Annotated in this window: 21 protein-coding genes; 10 read left to right on the forward strand and 11 right to left on the reverse strand. The window is 68.1% G+C overall.

Features of this window, described 5'->3' with window-relative positions; genetic code table 11:
* Positions 1 to 5 precede the first annotated feature (5 nt).
* Positions 6 to 1,598 carry an alkyl hydroperoxide reductase subunit F gene (gene ahpF / locus AC1PLS_RS04635; RefSeq protein ID WP_184432013.1) on the reverse strand — a complete coding sequence of 531 codons (1,593 nt, stop codon included), beginning with the start codon at positions 1,596 to 1,598 and terminating at the stop codon, positions 6 to 8.
* A gap of 216 nt (positions 1,599 to 1,814) precedes the next feature.
* The gene (ahpC, locus tag AC1PLS_RS04640) at positions 1,815 to 2,378 is read right to left on the reverse strand and encodes an alkyl hydroperoxide reductase subunit C (RefSeq protein ID WP_016900725.1); all 564 of its coding nucleotides are present in this window, start codon (positions 2,376 to 2,378) and stop codon (positions 1,815 to 1,817) included.
* A 200-nt stretch (positions 2,379 to 2,578) separates the two neighbouring features.
* On the opposite strand from ahpC, the gene prmC reads away from it, so the two are divergent.
* Together prmC and pip are read left to right on the forward strand one after the other, a co-directional pair.
* On the forward strand, positions 2,579 to 3,430 hold the full coding sequence (gene prmC / locus AC1PLS_RS04645) for a peptide chain release factor N(5)-glutamine methyltransferase (protein WP_184432011.1): 852 nt from the start codon (positions 2,579 to 2,581) through the stop codon (positions 3,428 to 3,430).
* Positions 3,431 to 3,666: 236 nt separating this feature from the next.
* On the forward strand, positions 3,667 to 4,608 hold the full coding sequence (gene pip, locus AC1PLS_RS04650; protein ID WP_039512881.1) for a prolyl aminopeptidase: 942 nt from the start codon (positions 3,667 to 3,669) through the stop codon (positions 4,606 to 4,608).
* Between the two features lie 176 nt (positions 4,609 to 4,784).
* Here the strand turns inward: pip and AC1PLS_RS04655 are convergent, their stop codons facing one another.
* From AC1PLS_RS04655 to AC1PLS_RS04670, 4 genes are read right to left on the reverse strand one after another with little or no spacing between them, the layout of a single operon-like run.
* Positions 4,785 to 5,570: an N-formylglutamate amidohydrolase gene (locus tag AC1PLS_RS04655; protein WP_184432010.1), complete on the reverse strand. Its 786-nt coding sequence runs from the start codon at positions 5,568 to 5,570 to the stop codon at positions 4,785 to 4,787.
* Complete coding sequence (locus AC1PLS_RS04660; protein ID WP_024940626.1) at positions 5,563 to 6,114, reverse strand: NUDIX hydrolase; 552 nt, start codon at positions 6,112 to 6,114, stop codon at positions 5,563 to 5,565. Before AC1PLS_RS04660 ends, AC1PLS_RS04655 begins: the two co-directional genes overlap by 8 nt.
* Complete coding sequence (locus tag AC1PLS_RS04665; RefSeq protein WP_184432940.1) at positions 6,111 to 7,079, reverse strand: 5'-3' exonuclease; 969 nt, start codon at positions 7,077 to 7,079, stop codon at positions 6,111 to 6,113. Before AC1PLS_RS04665 ends, AC1PLS_RS04660 begins: the two co-directional genes overlap by 4 nt.
* A 14-nt stretch (positions 7,080 to 7,093) precedes the next feature.
* Entirely contained in the window at positions 7,094 to 7,669 is a 576-nt protein-coding gene (locus AC1PLS_RS04670) for a nitroreductase family protein (protein WP_039523709.1), read from the reverse strand.
* Positions 7,670 to 7,799: 130 nt separating this feature from the next.
* On the opposite strand from AC1PLS_RS04670, the gene AC1PLS_RS04675 reads away from it, so the two are divergent.
* Both AC1PLS_RS04675 and AC1PLS_RS04680 read left to right on the forward strand, forming a co-directional pair.
* The gene (locus AC1PLS_RS04675) at positions 7,800 to 10,046 is read left to right on the forward strand and encodes a DUF1631 domain-containing protein (protein WP_184432008.1); all 2,247 of its coding nucleotides are present in this window, start codon (positions 7,800 to 7,802) and stop codon (positions 10,044 to 10,046) included.
* Positions 10,047 to 10,268: 222 nt separating this feature from the next.
* On the forward strand, positions 10,269 to 12,626 hold the full coding sequence (locus AC1PLS_RS04680; RefSeq protein WP_054591339.1) for a DUF1631 domain-containing protein: 2,358 nt from the start codon (positions 10,269 to 10,271) through the stop codon (positions 12,624 to 12,626).
* Positions 12,627 to 12,664: 38 nt separating this feature from the next.
* Here AC1PLS_RS04680 and AC1PLS_RS04685 read toward each other — a convergent pair whose 3' ends face one another.
* Positions 12,665 to 13,528 (reverse strand): alpha/beta hydrolase, encoded by an 864-nt coding sequence (locus tag AC1PLS_RS04685; RefSeq protein WP_046345788.1) that lies wholly within the window; start codon positions 13,526 to 13,528, stop codon positions 12,665 to 12,667.
* A 134-nt stretch (positions 13,529 to 13,662) separates the two neighbouring features.
* On the opposite strand from AC1PLS_RS04685, the gene AC1PLS_RS04690 reads away from it, so the two are divergent.
* Positions 13,663 to 14,259, forward strand: coding sequence for a TetR/AcrR family transcriptional regulator (locus AC1PLS_RS04690; protein ID WP_024940632.1), 597 nt, complete (start codon positions 13,663 to 13,665; stop codon positions 14,257 to 14,259).
* Positions 14,260 to 14,319: 60 nt separating this feature from the next.
* Positions 14,320 to 15,411, forward strand: coding sequence for an NAD(P) transhydrogenase subunit alpha (locus AC1PLS_RS04695; protein WP_481104250.1), 1,092 nt, complete (start codon positions 14,320 to 14,322; stop codon positions 15,409 to 15,411).
* Positions 15,412 to 15,579: 168 nt separating this feature from the next.
* On the opposite strand, the gene AC1PLS_RS04700 is transcribed toward AC1PLS_RS04695, so the two are convergent.
* From AC1PLS_RS04700 to AC1PLS_RS04710, 3 genes are read right to left on the reverse strand one after another with little or no spacing between them, the layout of a single operon-like run.
* Positions 15,580 to 16,071 (reverse strand): DUF3106 domain-containing protein, encoded by a 492-nt coding sequence (locus AC1PLS_RS04700; protein WP_434982396.1) that lies wholly within the window; start codon positions 16,069 to 16,071, stop codon positions 15,580 to 15,582.
* A gap of 5 nt (positions 16,072 to 16,076) precedes the next feature.
* Positions 16,077 to 16,421 carry a hypothetical protein gene (locus tag AC1PLS_RS04705; RefSeq protein WP_184432004.1) on the reverse strand — a complete coding sequence of 115 codons (345 nt, stop codon included), beginning with the start codon at positions 16,419 to 16,421 and terminating at the stop codon, positions 16,077 to 16,079.
* Entirely contained in the window at positions 16,418 to 16,981 is a 564-nt protein-coding gene (locus AC1PLS_RS04710) for an RNA polymerase sigma factor (protein WP_047128197.1), read from the reverse strand. The genes AC1PLS_RS04705 and AC1PLS_RS04710 overlap by 4 nt, the downstream gene beginning before the upstream one ends.
* A 123-nt stretch (positions 16,982 to 17,104) precedes the next feature.
* Between AC1PLS_RS04710 and AC1PLS_RS04715 the strand changes: the two genes are divergently transcribed.
* Together AC1PLS_RS04715 and AC1PLS_RS04720 are read left to right on the forward strand one after the other, a co-directional pair.
* The gene (locus AC1PLS_RS04715; protein WP_046346232.1) at positions 17,105 to 17,410 is read left to right on the forward strand and encodes an NAD(P) transhydrogenase subunit alpha part 2; all 306 of its coding nucleotides are present in this window, start codon (positions 17,105 to 17,107) and stop codon (positions 17,408 to 17,410) included.
* Positions 17,407 to 18,864: an NAD(P)(+) transhydrogenase (Re/Si-specific) subunit beta gene (locus AC1PLS_RS04720; RefSeq protein ID WP_016900711.1), complete on the forward strand. Its 1,458-nt coding sequence runs from the start codon at positions 17,407 to 17,409 to the stop codon at positions 18,862 to 18,864. The genes AC1PLS_RS04715 and AC1PLS_RS04720 overlap by 4 nt, the downstream gene beginning before the upstream one ends.
* Before the next feature lie 813 nt (positions 18,865 to 19,677).
* Here the strand turns inward: AC1PLS_RS04720 and AC1PLS_RS04725 are convergent.
* A complete protein-coding gene (locus AC1PLS_RS04725; RefSeq protein WP_481104251.1) occupies positions 19,678 to 20,097 on the reverse strand; it encodes a hypothetical protein in 420 nt (139 codons plus the stop codon).
* Positions 20,098 to 20,271: 174 nt separating this feature from the next.
* Between AC1PLS_RS04725 and sufT the strand changes: the two genes are divergently transcribed.
* Together sufT and AC1PLS_RS04735 are read left to right on the forward strand one after the other, a co-directional pair.
* Positions 20,272 to 20,826 (forward strand): putative Fe-S cluster assembly protein SufT, encoded by a 555-nt coding sequence (gene sufT / locus AC1PLS_RS04730; protein ID WP_016900709.1) that lies wholly within the window; start codon positions 20,272 to 20,274, stop codon positions 20,824 to 20,826.
* Between the two features lie 64 nt (positions 20,827 to 20,890).
* Positions 20,891 to 21,976 carry a branched-chain amino acid aminotransferase gene (locus tag AC1PLS_RS04735; protein WP_039523741.1) on the forward strand — a complete coding sequence of 362 codons (1,086 nt, stop codon included), beginning with the start codon at positions 20,891 to 20,893 and terminating at the stop codon, positions 21,974 to 21,976.
* Positions 21,977 to 21,984 lie beyond the last annotated feature (8 nt).

Raw genomic sequence — 21,984 nt, forward strand, 5'->3', positions numbered from 1 at the left:
TGCGCTTATGCTGCCTGGGCGACGTTGTCGGCGCTGACCGGTGCACTGGAGCGGATCAGGTAATCGAACGCGCTCAACGCAGCCTTGGAACCTTCGCCCATCGCGATCACGATCTGCTTGTACGGCACCGTGGTGGCGTCGCCGGCAGCGAATACGCCCGGAACATTGGTCTGGCCTCGGTCGTCGACGATGATTTCGCCGCGTGGCGACAACGCCACCGAGCCCTTGAGGAATTCGGTGTTGGGCAGCAGACCGATCTGCACGAACACGCCTTCCAGATCCACGTGCTGGATGTCGCCGCCGGTGCGATCCTTGTAGACCAGGCCGGTGACCTTCTGACCATCGCCCAGCACTTCGGTGGTCTGCGCGCTGGTGATGGTGCGCACGTTGTGCAGGCTGCGCAGCTTGCGTTGCAGCACTTCGTCGGCGCGCAGCTTGTCGTCGAACTCCACCAGCGTGACATGCGCCACGATACCGGCCAGGTCGATCGCCGCCTCGACGCCCGAATTGCCGCCGCCGATCACCGCCACGCGCTTGCCCTTGAACAGCGGGCCGTCGCAGTGCGGGCAATAGGCCACGCCCTTGTTCTTGTACTGGTCTTCGCCCGGCACGTTCATCTGCCTCCAGCGCGCGCCGGTGGACAGGATCACGGTCTTGCTCTTGAGCGAGGCGCCATTGGCCAGCTTGATCTCGATCAGGCCATCGGCACCGGCCGGAATCAGCTGCTCGGCGCGCTGCAGGTTCATGATGTCCACGTCGTACTGGCGCACATGCTGCTCGAGCGCGGCGGCCATCTTCGGGCCTTCGGTTTCCGGCACCGAGATGAAGTTTTCGATCGACATGGTGTCCAGCACCTGACCACCGAAACGCTCGGCGGCCACGCCGGTGCGGATGCCCTTGCGCGCGGCGTAGACGGCCGCTGCCGAGCCGGCCGGGCCACCGCCGACCACCAGCACCTCGAAGGCGTCCTTGGCGGCGATCTTGGCGGCGTCGCGCTTGGCCGCGTTGGTGTCGAGCTTGGCGACGATCTGCTCCAGCGTCATGCGGCCCTGGTCGAACAACTCGCCGTTCAAGTAGACGGTGGGCACCGACATGATCTGGCGGGTTTCGACCTCGTCCTGGAACCACGCACCGTCGATGGCCACGTGCTTGATGCGCGGGTTGAGCACGGCGGCAAGATTCAGCGCCTGCACCACGTCCGGGCAGTTCTGGCACGACAGCGAGAAATAGGTTTCGAACTGGTAGTCGCCATCCAGGTGCTGCACCTGCTCGATCAGCTCGGCGGCAGCCTTGGACGGGTGGCCGCCCACCTGCAGCAGCGCCAGCACCAGCGAGGTGAACTCATGGCCCATCGGCAGGCCGGCAAAGCGCAGCGAGATGTCCTGGCCCGGCGTGGTCAGCGCGAACGAGGGCTTGCGCTGGTTGTCATCGCGGTGGATGTCCAGGCTGATCTTGTCCGACAGCAGCACCAGATCCTCCAGCAGGTCGAGCATTTCGCGCGAGCCGGCGCTGTCGTCGATCGAGGCATTGATCTGGATCGGACGGGTAACCCGTTCCAGGTAGGCGGTCAGCTGGGTCTTGAGGTTGGCATCCAACATGGAGAACTCCTGGGAATGGGCAAGGGGAGGGCGTGGCGTCGCTGCGCTGAGGCAGGTCGCCGGGGAGGAAGGGGATGAACCGCAGCCGGCGCGATGTCGGGAATGCGTGCTGGCGATGGCTGGCGGGCAGCCCGGCACCGGCTCCGGTTCACCCCCGGCCCAGTGCTGGGCCGGAGATGCTCCGGCCTCAACCACAGGCCGGAGGTGTCAGTCGGTTTAGATCTTGCCGACCAGGTCCAGCGACGGAGCCAGGGTCTTGGCGCCTTCCTTCCACTTGGCCGGGCAGACCTGGCCAGGGTTGTTGGCGACGAACTGGGCAGCAGTCAGCTTACGCAGCGTCTCGGTGACGTCGCGGGCGATCGCGTTGTCGTGGATCTCGAGGGTCTTGATGACGCCGTCCGGGTTGATGATGAAGGTGCCGCGCAGGGCCAGGCCTTCTTCTTCGATGTGCACGCCGAACGCACGGGTCAGCTTGTGGGTCGGATCGCCGATCAGCGGGAACTGCGCCTTGCCCACGGCCGGCGAGGTTTCATGCCACACCTTGTGCGAGAAGTGCGTATCGGTGGTGACGATGTAGACCTCGGCGCCTGCCTTCTGGAACGCGGCATAGTTGTCGGCGGCGTCTTCCACTTCGGTCGGGCAGTTGAAGGTGAAGGCGGCCGGCATGAAGATCAGCACCGACCACTTGCCCTTCAGGCTGGCCTCGGTGACTTCGATGAAGTTGCCGTTGTGGTACGCATTCGCCTTGAACGGCTGGACCTGAGTGTTGATAAGAGACATTGAGTTTCCTCGTGCGATGAAGGGGGCGGGGGATGGAACAGTCGCCATGGTAGGTAGGATCGATAGATTTCTCAAATCGATTGATGGAATTGTATAGATAGGCTGTGGCTATCAAGTTTGCAGACGGCGTCTGCCGCTGCAGGGGCCGATTCCATCTCCGATAATGGTCAGCCGATGTTGCGCATGAGTGAATGATCCGTATGAGTGAGGACCCAGCCGGTCTTGCCGCCGAGCAGCTGCTGCGGCGTGCGGTCGAGCGGATCGTGCGCAGTGATGCCGAGCCGCTGCTGCTGCACGCGCTGGGCCGCGACCGCGCCTGGCTGTTCGCGCATGGCCGCGATCCGGTCGAGCCGTCTGTCGCGCAGGCATTCGCGGCATTGGTGCAGCGGCGCCAGGCCGGCGAACCGGTGGCCTACCTGACCGGCACGCGTGGGTTCTGGACGCTGGATCTGGCGGTCTCCACTGCCACGCTGATCCCGCGCGCCGACACCGAGGTGCTGGTCGAGCTGGCACTTGAGCGACTGGATGCCCGGCCAGGCCGCCGCGTTGCCGATCTGGGCACCGGCAGTGGCGCGATCGCGCTGGCCATCGCCAGCGAGCGGCCGCAGGCACAGGTGATCGCCACCGATGCCAGCGCGGCGGCGCTGGCGGTTGCCCGGCGCAATGCCGACAGCCACCGCTTGCGCAATGTCGAATGCCGGCAGGGCAACTGGTTCGCGCCGCTGGCCGGCGAACGCTTCGACCTGATCGCCAGCAACCCGCCGTATATCGCCGCGCAGGATCCGCATCTGGGCGAAGGCGACCTGCGCTACGAGCCGGCCAGTGCGCTGGCTTCCGGCCCCGATGGCCTGGACGACATCCGCCTGATCGTCGCCGATGCGCCTGCGCATCTGCTGCAGGGCGGCTGGCTGCTGCTCGAACACGGCTGGGACCAGGGCGCGGCGGTGGCCGGGCTGCTGCAGGCGCGTGGCTTCGACGCGGTGGCCACGCATCAGGACCTGGAGCAGCGTGACCGGGTGACGTCGGGGCGCTGGTCGCCCGCTGCGGGCTAGCGCGGCCGGCCACGGAGCGGTCGCCAGGTGGAGGGGGGACGGCGCGCTCGGAGCTGAAACAGGACATGCCGCTTCCGGGCACCGACCGTGCCCTTCCGGCGCTGCGTGCAGGAGCCTGGCTCCGTCGCTCCACGCCCTCGCGCTTCGCCGTGCGCCCGCCCTGGCTCGATCGCATGGGGCGCCCGCGTGTGCAGACCGGGTGCCGATACACTAGCGGTTTCCCGCAGGACCGACGCATGCGCACGCTCTATCCCGAGATCACGCCGTACGACCACGGCACCCTCCAGGTCGACGACCGCCATACCCTGTATTTCGAGCAGTGCGGCAATCCGCAGGGCAAGCCGGTGGTGATGCTGCACGGCGGCCCCGGCGGCGGTTGCAACGACAAGATGCGGCGCTTCCATGACCCGGCCAAGTACCGCATCGTGCTGTTCGACCAGCGCGGCGCGGGCCGCTCCACCCCGCATGCCGATCTGGTGAACAACACCACCTGGGACCTGGTTGCCGACATCGAGCGCCTGCGCGAACACCTGGGCATCGCACGCTGGCAGGTGTTCGGTGGCAGCTGGGGTTCGACCCTGGCGCTGGCCTATGCGCAGACCCATCCGCAGCAGGTCACCGAGCTGGTGCTGCGCGGCATCTTCCTGCTGCGCCGTTTCGAGCTGGAATGGTTCTATCAGCAGGGCGCCAGCCGGCTGTTCCCGGATGCCTGGGAGCATTACGTCAACGCGATTCCAGTGGTGGAGCGCGCCGATCTGATCTCCGCCTTCCATCGCCGCCTGACCAGCGACGACGAAGCCACGCGTCTGGCCGCGGCCAAGGCGTGGAGCGTGTGGGAAGGTGCCACCAGCTTCCTGCATGTGGACGCCGACTTCGTCACCGGACACGAGGACGCGCACTTCGCCCTGGCGTTCGCGCGCATCGAGAACCACTACTTCGTCAACGGCGGTTTCTTCGAGGTCGAAGACCAGCTGCTGCGCGACGCGCACCGCATCGCCGACATCCCCGGCGTGATCGTGCACGGCCGTTACGACGTGGTGTGCCCGCTGCAAAGCGCCTGGGACCTGCACAAGGTCTGGCCGAAGGCACAGCTGCAGATCAGCCCGGCATCGGGGCATTCGGCCTTCGAGCCGGAAAATGTCGATGCGCTGGTGCGCGCCACCGACGGGTTCGCCTGAGCGCAACCGCGAGCGTGCACGGGAAGCTGCAGCAGCGCTCGCGCGCCAGCGGTAGGAGCGCACCCGGGCGCGACGTAGGGTAACGGGACGGCCTGTCGCGCCCGGGTGCGCTCCTACGAGGCAACCGTCGTCACCGAGGCTGCGGATCAGCGCGGCCGCCGCATGCTCCGTAGGAGTCAGTGCGGCAGCAGCGCCTGCGCCAGCGGCAGCAGGATGCGTGCCAGGCGCTGCGCCCACGCCTGTTGCCCAGCGGCATCGGCGATCAAATCCTGGCGCAGTTCCAGCTCTACATGCAGCAGTCCGCGGCCTTCGCCGTAGACCGGAATCGCATAGTCGCTGGTGTCGCTGACCGCGTAGGGCTGGTTGTCGCCAACCACCAGATCCGGCTCGTCGCGCAAGGCCTGCAGCAGGCGGTGCGCCAGCCGCGTGTCGCGGTTGTACAGCACGCCGGCATGCCAGGGCCGTGCATTGCCGGCCATGATCGGCGTGAAGCTGTGCATCGACACCAGCACGGTGGGTTGCCCGCGCTGTGCGCGTGCATCCAGTTCCGCCGCAATGCGCGCGTGGTATGGCGCAAAGATCGCATCGATGCGCTGCTGCCGATCGTCGGCCGACAGCTGCAGGTTGCCCGGAACCGGGGTGCCGTCGCTGACCTCGGGCATCAGCGTGGCCGAACCATGCGGGCGATTGCAGTCGATCACCAGGCGCGAATAGGTCTGCGCGATGGCGACCGCATCCAGCGCATCGGCCAGCAGGCGGGTGACCTCGGCAATGCCGATATCCCAGCCGATATGGCGGTCCAGTTCCTGCTGCGGCAGGCCCAGATTGGCCAGCCGCGCCGGCACGCGCTGACCGGCGTGGTCGGCGATCAGCAGCCACGGCGAGGCGGCCTGCGGGTTGTGCACGCTGAACGGCGCGGGATCGTCGGCACCGAGCAGGCGGGCAGCGGTCGCTTCAGCCACGCGGGGTGCCGTCCAGTGCGTGATCGACCAGATACAGCCCGGCCCACAGCTTGGGATCCATCTGATAGCCCTCGGCCATCTTCTGCACCAGCCAGGCGCCGACCTGCGTGCGCGGGATCTCGTGCACGGTGATGTCTTCGCTGGCATCGCCGCCGCCGGCGCCGACCTTGCGCAGGCCGGTGGCGCGGACGAAGGCGATCTTCTCGCTGCTGGCGCCGGCCGAGGTCGGGCCGATCATCAGCACTTCGGCGTGCTCGGCGGTCCAGCCGGTTTCTTCTTCCAGTTCGCGAATGGCCGACAGCTCGATCGACTCGTCGGCATGCACGTCGCCGACCAGGCCGGCCGGCATTTCGATGGTGCGGGCCTGCAGCGGCACGCGGAACTGTTCGACGAACAACATCGCATCGTCCGGGGTCACCGCCACGATGATCGCGGCCAGGCCGCCGGCGTGCACGCGTTCGGAATATTCCCAGGTGCCGCGCACGACCATGCGCTGGTACTTGCCTTCGTAGACCACGGTGGGCGGGGTGTCGTGTCGGTTCATGGATGCAGGCCTTGTTCCAGGGAAACGGGAGTGCGCGGTGCCGGCGCGCCGCCGCAGGCGGCCAGCAACCGGCGCCGGGTGAGCGGGCCGAAGCGCAGGCTCTCGCACAAGCCGCCCAGCATGTCGGTATCGGCTGGCGCGCGCGTGAAACCGGCATCGGTCAGCGCCAGCGGCGCGTCAAGTGCGATGGTGGTGAGCTGACGCCACAGCAGCGCGTGCTCGCGTTGCTCGCGCAGGCGCGCAGCCATCTGCGCCGCGCCGCGCAGGCGCAGGAACGGGATCTCGTCGATACGCTCCAGCAAGGCATCCAGGCTGCCGAAATGCGCCAGCAGGACCGCCGCCGATTTGGCGCCGATGCCGGTGACGCCGGGAATGTTGTCGATCGCATCGCCGCACAGCGCCAGGTAGTCGGCGATCTGATGGGCGTGCACGCCGTGGCGCGCCTTGACCCCGCCCATGCCCCAACGCAGGTTGCGCGCGTAATCCCACTGCTCGTCGTGTTCGAGCAGCAGCTGCGACAGGTCCTTGTCGGCCGACACGATCACCCCGCGCAGGCCGTGCGCACGCACGCTGTGCAAGGCGCTGCCGATCAGGTCGTCGGCCTCGTAATCGCGGTGCGCCAGCACGCTCAGGCCCAATGCCGCGCACAGCGCCTTGCAATGCGCGAACTGGCGCCGCAACGCATCCGGTGCCGGCGTGCGATTGCCCTTGTAGGCCGGGTAGATCGCATGCCGAAAACAGCTGTCCAGCGCCTCGTCGAAGGCGATGGTGATGTGCTGCGGATCCTCGCGTTCGAGCAGGTCGAGCAGGAAGCGCGCAAAGCCGTGCACGGCATTGGTCGGCCAGCCTTGCGCATCCTGGAATTCGTCCGGGATCGAATGCCAGGCGCGGAACACGTACAGGCTGGCATCGACCAGATACAGCGGGGTCGGGCGGCTGATCGACGGCGGCGCGCCTGCAAGCATGGGGACGTGCGTGGTCACGGGGTCCAGTCGCGCAGCAGCGCACGCGGGTCCGGGCGCTCGCGCTCTGGCACCTGCAGGCGCGGGGTGCCGATATGGATGAAACCGGCGATGCGCTCGTTCTGCTCCAGGCCCAGATAGCCGGTCACCGCCGGGTCGTAGGCCATCCACGCGGTCAGCCACTGCGCGCCGAAGCCATGCGCCTGCGCGGCCTGCAGCAGCGCAAAACATACGCAGCCGGCGGTGAGCAGCTGTTCCTGCTCGGGCACCTTGTGCCCGGGGCGCAGCGCGGCGATCACCACGATCACCAGCGGCGCATCGTTGAAACGGTTGCGGTCTTTTTCGACCGCGGCGGGCGGCGCCAGCGGGTCGGCGGCCAGGCTGCGCTCGGCCAGGAAATCGCCCAGTGCCTGGCGGGCATCGCCGCTAATGCGCAAGAAACGGAACGGCACCAGCTTGCCGTGGTCGGGCACGCGCACTGCCGAGGTGAGCATGCGCAGCAGGGTGTCTTCATCCGGGCCGGGTTCGCCCAGCTGTTTGGAGGGGACCGAGCGGCGCGCGTCCAGCGCCTGGAGCGAATACGGTGCGTGCATAATTCCGGGTCGAGGCGAGGATGCGGGCAATTATAGACGGGCCCTTCCCAACGCCCGCCGCATCATGGGCGGCGGGCCGATGCCGGCCCGGTCGTGACATCCCTTCCATGTTCGTCCTGCGCGCCGCCCGATGACCCAGTTCGTGTCCACCCCCGTGCTCCCCAGCCGCAATTCGCAGCTGCTCGACCAGGTACGCGAGATCGTGCTGGTGCCGCTGGCCGATGCCTTTGTCCAATTCCAGGACACATTGGCCGAGGCGCTGTTCCAGCTGGCGGCCGATGCCGGCCCGGCCCAGAACGACTTCCTGGAGGCGATCCAGGCGGTGCGGCAGCAGCGCGAGCCGATCACCGCGCGTTTCCGCGGGCATCTGGCCAAGGCCTGGCAGGGGCTGGAATCCGGGCGGCCGTTGTCGGCCGATCGCAGCCTGGGACGCGGTGCGGTCGGGCTGACCCTGCTGCCCGAGCAGGACCTGGAGGTGCGCCTGGCGGTGCGCAACCTGGCCGGCGCGCTGCAGCACCAGTGGCGCACGGAGCTGATGCGGCTCAATCGCTATCTGGGCTTCATTGCCGGCGGGCTGCGTATCGACGGCGACAGCAATCCGTTCGGGCCGGAGCATCTGGGCGTGGCCCTGTACGAGGCCTTTCAGGGGGTGACGCTGGCGCCCAAGGCGCATCTGGCGGTGATCAAGGTCTGCGAGCAGCACCTGATGGAACGCGTCGGCCAGCGCTACGGCGCGCTGGAACAGGCGCTGGCGCAGGTGGCGCGCTTGCGCGAGTTGCCGCAGCCGCGCAGCCGGCGGCGCGGCATTCCGCGCCAGGACGAAGGCGCCGGCGAGCAGGCCGCCGAGACGCCGGACTGGATCGCACGCTTCTTCGCCGACTGGTCGGGCGGGCAGGGAGCGTTGGCCGGCGTCGAGGCGATCGACGTGCATCTGCGCAGCGGCCGCGAGCTGTTGCCGGCCGGCCTGCACCATTTGCTGCAGCATGCACGCCGCCAACGCGAACCCGATGGCGACACGCCCGCACCTGCCGGGCAGCGCCTGCTGTCGCCGCGCGAGGTGGTGTCGGCGCTGTCGCTGCTGCAGACCATGCCGGCGGCCGGCTTCGATGCCATCGACGGCACCGATTCGGGCCTGGCATGTGGCCTGCGGCAGCAGGTCAGGCGCGCCGCCGCCGCGCTTGGGGTGGATCCGGCCACCACCTGCCTCAACCCCGACGACGAGGACGCGCTGGATCTGGTGGCCTTGTTGTTCGCCGCGATCCTGGTGCAGAGCCATCTTTCGGATGCGCAGCGCAGCCTGCTCGGCCAGTTGCTGGTGCCGATGGCCAAGCTGGCGATGCTGGACGGCCACCTGTTCGTGCGCGACGGCCATCCCGCACGCCGCCTGCTCAACCTGTTGGTCGACGCCTGCGATGGCAATGCCGGCGAAACCGCGGCAGAGCAGGCCTTGCTCGGCCAGGTGCAGGCGGTGATCGACACGGTGGTGCGCGATTTCGACGAGCATCCGGGGCTGTTTCTGACGCTGGAGGCCGAGTTCGGCGCCAGCTACGAACAATATCGGCGCCGGGTGGAAATCGCCGAGCGCCGTGCCAGCGAATTGCAGCGCGCCGAAGAACGCCGCGAAGCCGCACGCAGCATTGCCGCGCAGGCGCTGGCAGAGCGCCTGGCGCGCGGGCCGCTGCCGCCGCTGGTCGAGCACTTCCTCGGCCGCGTTTGGCAGCCGTATGTGCAACAGGTGGCGTTGCGTGGCGACGGCACCGGCCAGGCCTTGGACGCGGCCGTGGCCCTGGGCGATGCGGTGTTGGCGCAACTGGGTGCTGCGCCTGGTGACGCCGCGCTGGAGCCGCAGCGTGCGCAGCTGCTGCAGGCTTTCGCGCTGGCCGGCCTGGCGCAACGCGACGCCGAGCTGGCCCTGCAGGAACTGCAGCGCGCGCTGCTGTCCACGCCATCGGTGCCGGCTGCGGGAGCGCCGGATCCGGCCCTGTTTGCGCCGACCTTGAGCGCGCTGCGCCCCAGCCCCGGTCCGGCCGAGCCTGTCGGCGAGCCGCTGACGCCGATGCTGGATGCCACCGCGCAGGTGGAATTCGATCGTGTCACCGCCGATTTCTTCCGCGGCATGGCGCTCGGCACCTGCCTGGAGTTCGTCGACCGGCACGGCCGTGTGCAGGCCGGCAGGTTGTCCTGGATCAGCCCGATTTCCGGGCGGCTGATGTTCGTCAACCGGCGCGGCGGGCGGCTGTGCGTGTCCTCGCCGGAGGAACTGGCGATGATGGTGTGGCTGGACCGCCTGCGTCTGCATCGCGACGAGGACGCGTTCTACAGCGCGATGCAGGATGTCGTCGATGCGCTGGACCGGCCGCACATGCTGAAGGCTTAACCCCCGCAGGCGGTTAATACGCGCTGGCAAGCGCCACCGCAGCGATGCACGCTAGGATGTCCGACTGACACGCAAACCCTGGGCGGTCACGACTAAAGTGCGAATTGCGTCACACTTAACAAACGAGCGAAACGCCTACCATGCGGTGGCGGAATTTGGGGCCGCGTCTGTTTTCTTTCGTTTGAATATTTTCACGCCTGCAGGGGCGGGGAGCCTTTGCGCATGACTTTTCAGCCCAGTCCGTCGGGACATCCGGGCCGTGACCAACGCTTGCTCGAACAGGCGCACGCCGTGTTCGTGCCCGCACTCGCGCAGGTTTTTGCCGCTGCAGTCGCACACTTTGACGATGTGCTGTTCGATCGCGCCGAATCCGCGGGCACATCGCAGTTGTTGTTTCTCGACGGCATGCGCGAGTTGCGCCGCAAGCGCGACGAAGTGGCCACGCGGTTCCGCCAGCAGCTGGACGACGGCTGGCAGGCGTTGTTGCTGGGCGAGCCGCTGTCGGCCGAGGTGGTCCTGGCAGGCGACATCGGCACCGGCCCGCTGAGTCTGGTGCCCGAACACGTGCTCGAATCGCGGCTGGCGGTGCGCAACCTGGCCACGGTGCTGCTGCGCGACTTCAAGCAGGTGCTGGCGCGGGTGGACCGCCGCCTGGGCTGGATCGCCGGCGGCCTGGAACTGGTGGCCGACACCAACCCGCTCGGTCCGGAGCATCTGGGCGTGGCGATCCACGAAGCCTTCGCCACCTGCGACCTGGCGCCGGAAGTGCGCCTGGTACTGATCAAGCTGTGCGAGCGCGACCTGGCCGAGCCGATCGGCAAGCTGTATGCGCGCCTGGACGAGACGCTGGCCAAGGCCGGCGTCATGCCGGAAATCTCCCAGCCCAAGCGCCCGCCGCCGCGCGTGCAACCGCGTGGCGACACGCCCGAGGAGCGCGCCCAGGCCGAGGCCCAGGGCGCGGCTGCCGACATCGGCGGCGACGACCAGAGCGACCAGTACGCACCGGCCTGGGCCAACCGCTTCCTGGACCGCTGGGCGCACAGCCGCGGCCGCATGCAGGCCGCCGCCCAGCGTGGCCAGGCCGGTGGCGGCGCTGCCGGCGGCATGGATGGCGGTGAGGCCGATCACCCCGGCGGCAGCCAGGGCATGTTGCTGGAAGCGTTGCACGAACTGCTGCAGCAGACCCGCAGCGTGCGCGACAACACCGCCTCTGCCGCATCGGTGGCGGTGGGCCAGCAACGCCCGCTGAGCCAGCGCGAGATGATGTCGGTGCTGTCGCTGCTGCAGGCCACGCCGAGCGCGACGCTGCAGGCGGCCATCGGCGACGACACCGAATCGCTGGCGCAGCGGCTGAAGAACGAAGTGCTGTCCAGCGCCACGCGGCTGGGCGTGGACCCGGCGACCGCGCGCCTGGACCCGATGGACGAGGATGCGATCGACCTGGTCGGCATGCTGTTCGACGTGATGCTGGACGAGCGCGATCTGGAAAACCGTTCGCGCGAAATGATCGGCCGGCTGGTGGTGCCCTTCGTCAAGGTCGCGCTGCTGGATCGCAAGATGTTCGTGCAGAAGACCCATCCCGCGCGGCGCCTGCTCAATTCGCTGGCCGAGGCCTGCGAAGGCAACACCGGCGACAGCGCTGCCGAGCGTGTGCTGATGGGCAAGGTCGAGGAAATCGTCGACCGCCTGGTGGCCGAATTCAACGAGAACCTGGCGATCTTCCTGACCCTGGAAGAGGAATTCCGCGATTTCCTGTCGCAGCACCGGCGCCGGGTGGAAATTGCCGAGCGGCGCGCCACCGAAACCCAGCGCGGCCAGGAAAAGCTCGAGCTGGCACGCAGCCGCGCGCTGTCGGAGCTGGAACAGCGCACGCAGGCCGGCACGCCGCTGCCCAGGGCCGTGGAGGATTTCCTGCGTCAGCCGTGGCTGCACCATCTGACCATGGCGATCCTGCGCGACGGTGAGGAAGGTCCGGGCACCGTCGAGGCACTGGCCCTGGCCGATGGCGTGCTGGAAGAACTGGCCGAGGCACGTCGCCACATCGTCGGCAAGCCGTGGCTGCAGGTCTGGCAGCCGGCCCTGCATCGCGTATTTGCCAGCGTCGGCCTGCATGGCGACGCGGTGGTGGTGGCGATCACCGCATTGCACGACACCTTGCAGGCCATCGCCGAAGCGCGCCCGGAGCTGGAAAAGGCCTTGCCGGAGCTGCCGCAGGTCAACCTGCCGCCGCCGGCTGCCGAAAGCGTCAGCGTGGTGCTGGGGGCCGAGGCGGTGGCGCAGAGCATCGACAGCGCCGATGCCGAGCGTTTCCGTGCGATGGATATCGGCACCTGGCTGGATTTCGTCGACAAGGACGGCAAGGTGCAGGCGGGCAAGCTGTCGTGGGTGAGCCCGATCTCGCAGCGGCTGCTGTTCGTCAATCGCCGCGGCGTACGCTTCTGCGTCGCCTCGCCGGAGGAGCTGGCGGTGATGGTGCGCCTGGGCAGGCTGCGCGAGCACATCAACGACGGCGCCTTCGACAGCGCCATGCAGGGCGTCATCGACCGCCTGGATCCGTTGCACAACAGCACCGTGCACTAGCGGGTACCGCGCGATGCGCTTGCCGCATCGCGGTACGCTCAGGCCCGCGCCGGGCCGATAAAGTCCAGCGCCGCTTCGATGACCGAGGCATGGTCGACCATGCGGTTGTGTCCCAGGCCTTCGGTGGTCAGCAATTGCGCCTGCGGCCACAGCGCCGCAAAACGCGCGCCTTCGTCCCAGGGTGTCTCGCGGTCGCGGCGGTCGTGGATGATCAGGGCCGGACGCTGGAAACGCGGCAGATGCGGGGACGCATCGAAATCGGCAAAGCGTTTGCCGGTGATCGCATGCAGCAGATTCTCGAACGGAACGAAGGTCTTGGCCGCGATGCCAAAGGCGCGGAACTGGCGGCGTGCGGTCTCGGCCGGGGCCAGCAATGGCGCGATCAGCACGTAGCGCGCCGGCTGCCAGGCCGCTTCATCGGCGAACACGACCGATGCCGAACCCAGCGAATGACCGATGAAAGCCGCCGGCCGGCCGAAGCGCCGCCCGATCCGGCGCAGCACCTCGACAAAGTGCGGCATGTAGCTGATGCGCCCACCGCTCAATCCGTGCCCGGCCTGGTCGAAGGCCACCACCGCATAGCCCAGCGCCTGCAGCCGTGGCACCCAGGCGGCAAAGCGCAGGCCATAGCTGGACCAGCCGTGGGAGAGCAGCACATACGGTTGCTGCGCCGGGTCGCCCCAGACATACACCGCGATCTCGATGCCATCGATGGACAGGCTGTCGCGGCCCACGTCGGACAGCGTCGCCAGGGTGGATGCGGCATGCCGGCGCGATGCCGCATCCGGCGTCACGAAGCGGCGCGCCAGCAGGCGGCCGGTCGGCCCGGGAGCCAGGCGGCTGGCCGACCCGAACAACGTGCGGGTCAGGCGCATGCGCCAGCGGGAGAATGCCTTGGCCATGAAAAAACTCACTGGGAGGGGCTGCATCCGGCGCCGATCTTGACGCTGGCAAGATGCGGGGGCGAGTCTGCACCTTCAATCTTGTCAGCGTCAAGATTCCCTGCTCCAATGACATCCCGATTTGCGAAGCCGCCATGTCCCACGCGCCCAGGTCAGCGACGTATCACCATGGCGATCTGCCCGCCGCCCTGCGCCGCGCGGCCTGGGAGATCGTCGGCGAATCGGGTCCGCGCGGGCTGAGCCTGCGCGAGTGCGCCCGCCGTGCGGGCGTTTCGCATGCCGCACCGGCACATCACTTTGGCTCGCTGGAAGGCCTGGTGGTGGAACTGGTCGCAGATGGTTACGAATGCATGGTCGAGTGGATCGTGCAGGCCCAGCGCGAGGTCGACCCACTGCTGGGTGGCGGCCTGGGCTACATCCGGTTCGCCATCGCCTACCCGCAGCAGTTTCGCCTGATGCAGAGCCTGGAGCCGCAGCGACGCAGCCTGCCGCGCCTGCTGGCAGCCACCGATGCGGCAATGGCCTGCCTGCGCGATGCCCTGCATGCGGCCTGGCTGGCCCGGCACGGCAGTGCGCCGGATGCGCACCTGCTGCATCAACGGGTGTTGCTGGCCTGGAGCGCGGCGCATGGTTATGCGTGTCTGGCCATCGACCACCGCACCGAAGCGGTGGCGCTGGCGCCGCCCGAACAGTTGCTCGCCCCGATGCTGCCGGCCTTGCTGACGCCCTGAGCGTGGCTGCTGCGCTCTGCTAGCATCGCCGCGACGACAGGCGCGCGAGCGGAGCAAGCCATGGCTGTGCAGGTGCTGGTGCTGAAAGAACACGCGGCAGGCGAGCGCCGTGTCGCCGCCACGCCGGAAACGGTCAGGAAACTGGTCGCGCTCGGCGCCAGCGTGTGGATCGAGCCAGGCGCCGGCTGTGCCAGCAGCATGGCCGACGCGGCGTATCTGCAGGCCGGGGCGCAGCTCGCCACGGCAGACACGCTGGCGCAGGCCGAAGTGCTGCTGAGCGTGCAGGCACCGCCCACCGAACTGCTGCAGCAATGCAGGCCCCACGCCGTGCTGATCGGCATGCTGGCGCCGGACGCCGACCCGGCACGTGCGCAGGCGATCGCCACCGCTGCGCTGGTCGCGTTTCCGCTGGAGCGCCTGCCGCGCACCACACGTGCGCAATCGATGGACGTCTTGAGTTCGCAAGCCGGTATGGCCGGCTACAAGGCCGTGCTGATCGCCGCGCAGCTGGCGCCGCGTTTCTTTCCGATGCTGACCACCGCCGCCGGCACCATGCGCCCGTGCAAGGTGCTAGTGATCGGTGCGGGCGTGGCCGGGCTGCAGGCGATCGCCACTGCCAAACGGTTGGGCGCGCAGGTCGAAGGCTTCGACGTGCGCCCGGAAACGCGCGAGCAGATCGCCTCGCTGGGTGCGCGCTTCCTGGATCTGGGCGTGAGCGCGGCCGGCGAGGGCGGTTACGCGCGCCAGCTCACCGACGACGAACGCGCCGAACAGCAACGCCGGCTGGCCGAACACCTCAAAGGCGTGGACGTGGTGGTCTGCACCGCCGCCGTGCCCGGCCGGCCGGCGCCGAAGATCCTGAGCACGGAGATGCTGCACGGCATGCGCGCCGGCAGCGTGATCGTCGATCTGGCCGCGGAAACCGGCGGCAATTGCGCTGCCACCCGGCCCGGCGATACCTATGAGCGCGACGGCGTGGTGATCGCCGGGCCGCTCAACCTGGCCAGCCAGGGCGCGGTGCACGCCAGCGAGATGTTTGCGCGCAACGTCTACGCGTTCGCCGCATTGCTGATCAAGGATGGCGCGCTGTCGTTCGACTGGGACGACGAACTGCTGGCCAAGACACGCTGGTCGGCGCCAGCGACTGCGTAGCCCCGCCGAGCCCATGCGCCTTGCGCACTGGCGGGTAGGAGCGCGCTGGCGCGCGATGGCGCTTTATCGGTAACGCTCCGTCGCGCGTCAGCGCGCTCCTACGGTGGCCGCGCGTGACTGGGATGCACCGGTGCGCTGACGGGTTGCGCTTGCCGCGGCAGCGCTGCGTCAGTCGTCGGTGGGCGGATGCTCACGCAGCCAGGTGCTGCGTTCGGCCGGGCTCATCTTCTGCCAGCGTTGCTGCAGCTCATTGCGTTGTTGCTGGTTGAGCGTGCGCATGCGTTCGAACAAGGCCTTGGCCTCGCGGCGTTGCTCCGGGCTCATGTTGCGGAAGCGGTCCATGCCGGCCTTGGCCTGTTTGCGCTGCTCCGGGGTCATGTCCAGCCAGCGGCGCGCATGGCGGTACATGCGCGGGCGTTCTTCCGGCGCATCGTTCCAGCGTTCGCGCAGCGCATCGATCAACACCTGCCGCTGCTGCTGGGTGAGCTTGTCCCACTCGGGCATCGGCGTGTCTGCCTCGCGCGGTCCGGGTCCTCGCGGGCCGGGGCCATCCGGCGGTGGCGGTCCCGGCGGTCCGGGGGAATGGGCCTGGGCCAGCAAGGACGCGCAGGGCGCGGCGCACAGCAGCAGGGTCAACAACAGGCGGGTGGTGCGGGTCATCGTGCTTATTCCATGGCCAGGGCAGTATCCGACCCCAGCCAGACGTACAGGTCCGGGTTCTGGGTCAACATGTCGTCGGTATCGGTGGTGGTGCCGGCGACCACCTGGGTCGGAGCGCGGTCCGGCGAGGCGCGCTCGCCCGGACGCAGCTGCAGGCCGATGCCGACCGCCAGCAGGCCGGAACACGCAGTCGCCAGCAACCAGTAGCCGCGCCGGGCGCGCGTGGGAGCGGTCGCCTGACGGGCCTGGCGCAGGCGCGCCAGGGTCTGCGGCGGCAGGCTGGTCAGTGCGGAGGCATGCAGCTGGCGCAGGTGCGCATCCAGCTGGGCCGGGTCGTGGGAGCGGTTCACAGGAAATCCTCGAACTGTTTTTGCAACGCGTCGCGCGCACGCGACAGGTGGGTTTTGACCGAGCCTTCCGAGCAGCCCATCGCCTTGGCGGTGGTGGCCACGTCCAGGTCTTCCAGCACGCGCAGCGTGAACGCTTCGCGCTGGCGCGCAGGCAGGTTGCGCAAGGCCTCGACCAGCCGTTGGTAGGCCTGTTGATGCTGTTGTTCGTCCACCGGGCCGGTGCCGGGGTCGGCCCAGTCGATGGTGCCCTCGTCGTCGGCGCGTTCGGCCGGCGCCCAGAACTTCAGGCGGAAGCTGCGCCGGCGCTGCAGGTCGATGATGCGGCTGCGCAGGATGCTCCAGAACAGCGGCGTCCATTCGGCGGCCGGGCGCTCGCGGTAGCCGAGCAGCTTCACCATGGCGTCCTGCACGGCGTCCAGCGCATCTTCGCGGTGACGCAGGCCGGCCTCGGCAAAGCGGAACGCACGCGGGCCGATGCCGGCCAGGAAGGCGTCCAGCGAAGCCGGCACGGTGGCGGCCGGTGCGGCAGGTTGCGGATCGAAAGGGGTTCCCACCAGCACAGCGTAGCTTCCGCGGAGACGATACGACGTCAACGAGCGAGTGCCGATTCGGTTGACACGCGCCCGGGCGCGCACGGCGTGGGTATGATCGGCGGGCCGCACCGGCCAGTGGAGCGAACGACGATGAGCGACGGATTCGTAGCGCTGTACATCTTCATGCTGGCGGCCATCGCCGGCCACGTGATCATCTCGCGGGTGCCGGTGATCCTGCATACCCCGCTGATGTCCGGCTCCAACTTCATCCACGGCATCGTGCTGATCGGTGCGATGGTGGTGCTGGGGCATGCCGATACCACGCTGGAAAAGGCGCTGGGATTTGTCGCGGTGATGCTGGGTGCGGGCAATGCGGCCGGTGGTTACGTGGTGACCGAGCGGATGCTGGACATGTTCAAGTCCAGCAAGAAGCCGTCGGGCGGGGACGCGCCATGAACGTCTCCACTGCCGAGCTGCTGGCATGGCTGGTGAAGTCCAGCTATCTGGTCGCGGCGACCTTGTTCCTGCTCGGGCTGCAGCGCATGGCGTCGCCGCTGACCGCGCGCAGCGGCATCCGCTGGGCCGGGCTGGGCATGCTGATCGCCACGGTGGCGACATTCTTCCTGCCCGAGCTGCATAACGTGCCGCTGATCCTGGCCGCGCTGGCGATCGGAACCGGGGTGGCGTGGTGGTCGGCCAGGAAGGTCGCCATCACCGACATGCCGCAGATGGTGGCCTTGTACAACGGCATGGGCGGCGGCTCGGCGGCGGCGATCGGGGCGGTGGAGTTGCTGCGCTTTGCCTTCTTCGCCAACCGCGACACCACCCACTGGAGCGCCCAGGCGATCGCCGAACTGGCGGCGCGGCGGCCGGACACCACCACGGTGGTGCTGGCGGTGGTGGGCTCGGCGATCGGCGCAGTGTCGCTGTCCGGGTCGATCGTGGCCTGGGCCAAGTTGGATGGCCGGCTCGACCGTCGGGTGACCTTTGCGGGCCAGCAGGCCTTCAATCTGCTGGTGGCGCTGGCGGTGCTGGTGCTCGGCATCTGGGCGGCCAGCAGCCTGCAGCCGCTGGCGATCATCGCCTTCTTCGTGGTGGCGCTGGCGCTGGGCGTGTTGATGACGTTGCCGATCGGCGGTGCCGACATGCCGGTGGTGATCTCGCTGTACAACGCATTCACCGGCCTGGCGGTGGCTTTCGAAGGCTATGTGCTGGGCAACGAGGCGCTGATCATCGCCGGCATGATGGTCGGCGCGGCCGGCATCCTGCTGACGCGCCTGATGGCCAAGGCGATGAACCGGCCGATCAGCGGCGTGCTGTTTTCCAACTTCGGCGGCGGCGGGCAGGCGCAGGAGATCGCCGGAGCGCAGAAGCCGATCGAGGCCGGCGACGTGGCGGCGATGATGGCGTTCGCCGAGCGGGTGGTGATCGTGCCCGGCTACGGCATGGCGGTGGCACAGGCGCAGCACAAGATCTGGGAGCTGGCGCAGCGGCTGATCGCGCGCGGGGTCAAGGTGAAGTTCGCAATCCACCCGGTTGCCGGGCGCATGCCCGGGCACATGAACGTGCTGCTGGCCGAAGCCGGCGTGCCCTACGACCTGATCGCCGACATGGACGACATCAACCCCGAGTTCGCCAGCACCGACGTGTCGCTGGTGATCGGCGCCAACGACGTGGTCAACCCGGTGGCCAGGACCGACCCGGCCAGCCCGATCTACGGCATGCCGATCCTGGACGTGGTCAATTCGAAGAACACGGTAGTGATCAAGCGCGGCAAGGGCACCGGCTTTGCCGGCATCGAGAATGCGCTGTTCTACGCCGACAACACCCGCATGCTGTACGGCGATGGCGCGGAAGCGGCCGGCGCGCTGGTCAGCGAGCTGAAGGCGCTGGACGGGGGCGGGCACTGAGGCGTCGTGCGGCTGACTTGGCGGATGAATTTGCGAAGCCACTTGGTCGAGGGGGCGGTGTTCTCGCTGCCAGTTCCTTGCAGCTGAGCTGCAGATCGGCTGCTTCACGAACGCTCTATCCGCACCATCTGGCCAGTCTTATCAGCCAGCCCGAAACAAGCCACCGAGCTTTTGAGTCACAGCAGTGCTTAGTGACAGTCAAACGCTCGGCTCTTCGAGTGCGCGATGCCTTCACCGCTTGCGGGACACGCCGTGAATCCGTCCGTGGAGGCTCCTTGGCGGCATCCATGCCGCCAAGGGTCACGCAACCGGCAAGGACACCGCACCAGGAAGTTGGTCGGTGGTCGAATGAAAAGCTGCCTGTTGCGATTGCAAGTCTTGCGTTGGGACGCTGAAACGTTTGCAGGTTGCTTTGTTGAGCCGCTGCCGTTACCCGGTTTGTGCTGGAAAGCCGATCGAACGCACGGTGATCCGAACAACACACACACACCATGCTTTGCTTGCAACCAAACCACCGACCATCTCGACAGGTCCTTGCCGGCCCATCGTCGCGGGACCTTACGCGGCATGGATGCCGCGTAAGAGCCTACATGGACGTACTTGCGGCGTGTCCTGCGATGGTGGGCCGGCAAGGGCCCTGCAGCAAACTCGCAGCGTCGAGGGCCCCGCCGCCAAGCCGCACAGCTCCCTGGATATCGCTGCGTCAGGAAAATAAAGCGCCAGCGCTAAGCAGGAGCGGCGTGACTTGCGCTGTGTACATGAAGCATCAGCTTCAACGGATGCCGAGTGGCAGCCGTTGCGAACGCGTCCGACTCAGCGCGCCGCCCACCACGCCAGGACCAGCGCGGCGGCATAGCACAGCAGGTCGAAACCGTTGTTGGCCAGTTGCAGCAGGGTCCAGGCCAGCCCGGCGCCCATCTTCTGTGCCGAGGTCCACGGGTCCAGGCCCAGTGCGCCACCCAGCTGCGCCGAGGCGATGCCCCAGTTGGCGCCGACGATGACCAGCGCGGTCGCCACGACCGCGACGCCGATGCGCAACGGGCCGGCGCCCAGCGTGCCCAGGCGCAGCATCCAGACGATTTCCAGGGCCACCAGCACCGCCATCCAGCCGGCCTGGTTGCCCACGGCAAGCGCGATGAGCATCCAGGCGATCAGGGCGGTGACGCATCCCAGCAGCAGGAGCGGGGGCCAGAGCCAGTGGGCGGTTCTGGCGGACGCGGTGGTAGGCGGCATTGGAGCTCCTGACAGTGCGCACATGATAAAGCGCGCGCTGTACTTTGCGCGGTGATGGACGCGCCGATGGAATGCAGCGTCGTCGCTGGCTCCATCCCGCAACGGCAGCGGCCTTGCCGTGGTCGGCTAGAATGGCGGACTTGCGCGCATCCGCCGCGGCCCCATATCCAGCCCATGTACTCCCGTAGCAGCGAACCCGTCCAGTTCGAACGCGATTGCGATGCCGTCATGGTGCCGCAGGGCGATTCGGTGACCCTGCCCGCAGGCAGTTACGGCTATATCACCCAGGCGCTGGGTGGCAGCTATACGGTCTTTGTCGAAGGCAACCTGTTCCGCATTGCCGGCAAGGATGGCGATGCGATCGGCAAGGAGGCCCCGCCGGGGCTGGAATTGCCCGCCGATGCCAGCGACGAAGAGGTGGAGGCACTGGTGTGGCAGCAGCTGCGCACCTGTTTCGACCCCGAGATCCCGTTCAACATCGTCGATCTGGGACTGGTCTACGAGGCGGTGGTCAGCCATCGCGAGGAAGACGACCAGCGCCGGGTGGACGTCAAGATGACCCTCACCGCGCCCGGTTGTGGCATGGGCGAGATCCTGGTCGACGACGTGCGCAGCAAGGTGGAGATGATCCCGACCATTGCCGAGGCCGACGTCGAGCTGGTCTTCGACCCGCCGTGGGGCCGGCATATGATGTCCGAAGCAGCCCGTCTCGAGACCGGCATGCTCTGACCGTCAGGCGCCATGTCCAACAGGTGGCGCCGCGTCCTTTCGCCCGCCATACAGGAATCTTCCGGTGTCCGTGTCCTTCGCTTCCACCCGTTCCCCGTCGCCGCGCAGTGCCGACGAGCTGTCCGTGATCCTGGCCGCGCCCGGCTTCGGGCTGCATTTCACCGACCACATGGTCGCCATTTCCTGGACCAACGAGCTTGGTTGGCACGACGCGCAGGTACGCGCGTATGGCCCGCTGCAGCTGGATCCGGCCGCCTCGGTGCTGCATTACGGCCAGGAAATCTTCGAAGGCATCAAGGCCTACCGGCATGCCGACGGCTCGATCTGGACCTTTCGCCCGCAGGCCAATGGCGAGCGGCTGCAGCGCTCGGCGCGGCGGCTGGCGCTGCCGGAACTGCCGGTGGACCTGTTCGTCGAATCGCTGCGCCAGCTGGTGGCGGTGGATGCGAGCTGGGTGCCGTCGGCGCCGGAAACCAGCCTGTATTTCCGCCCGTTCATGATTGCCGACGAGGCGTTCCTGGGCGTGCGTGCGGCGCACAAGGCCTCGTACTACGTCATCGCAAGTCCCGCCGGTCCGTATTTCGCCAAGGGCGTGGCACCGGTGTCGATCTGGTTGTCCACCGAGTACGCACGTGCGGCCAAGGGCGGCACCGGTGCGGCCAAGTGCGGCGGTAACTATGCCGCCTCGCTGCTGCCGCAGCAGAAGGCCTATGCGCAAGGCTGCTCGCAGGTGCTGTTCTTGGACCCGGTGGAAGGCAAATACATCGAGGAACTGGGCGGCATGAACGTGTTCCTGGTCTACAAGGACGGCACGCTGGTGACGCCGGAACTGTCCGGCAGCATCCTGGAAGGCATCACCCGCGACAGCATCCTGCAACTGGCCCGCGATCGCGGCATGCAGGTGATCGAGCGCAAGGTCGCCATCGACGAGTGGAAGCAGGGCGTGGCGTCGGGCGAGATCACCGAGGTGTTCGCCTGCGGCACCGCTGCCGTGGTCACCCCGATCGGCGAGCTGAAGGGCGATGGCTTTGCGGTCGGCGATCTCTCCGCACCGGCCGGCGAGGTGACCATGTCGCTGCGCCAGGAGCTGACCGACATCCAGTACGGGCGCGTCCCGGACCGCCACGGTTGGCTGGTGCGTCTGTCCTGAGCCAGCGC

It is taken from the genome of Xanthomonas sp. NCPPB 3218, from assembly GCF_056725185.1.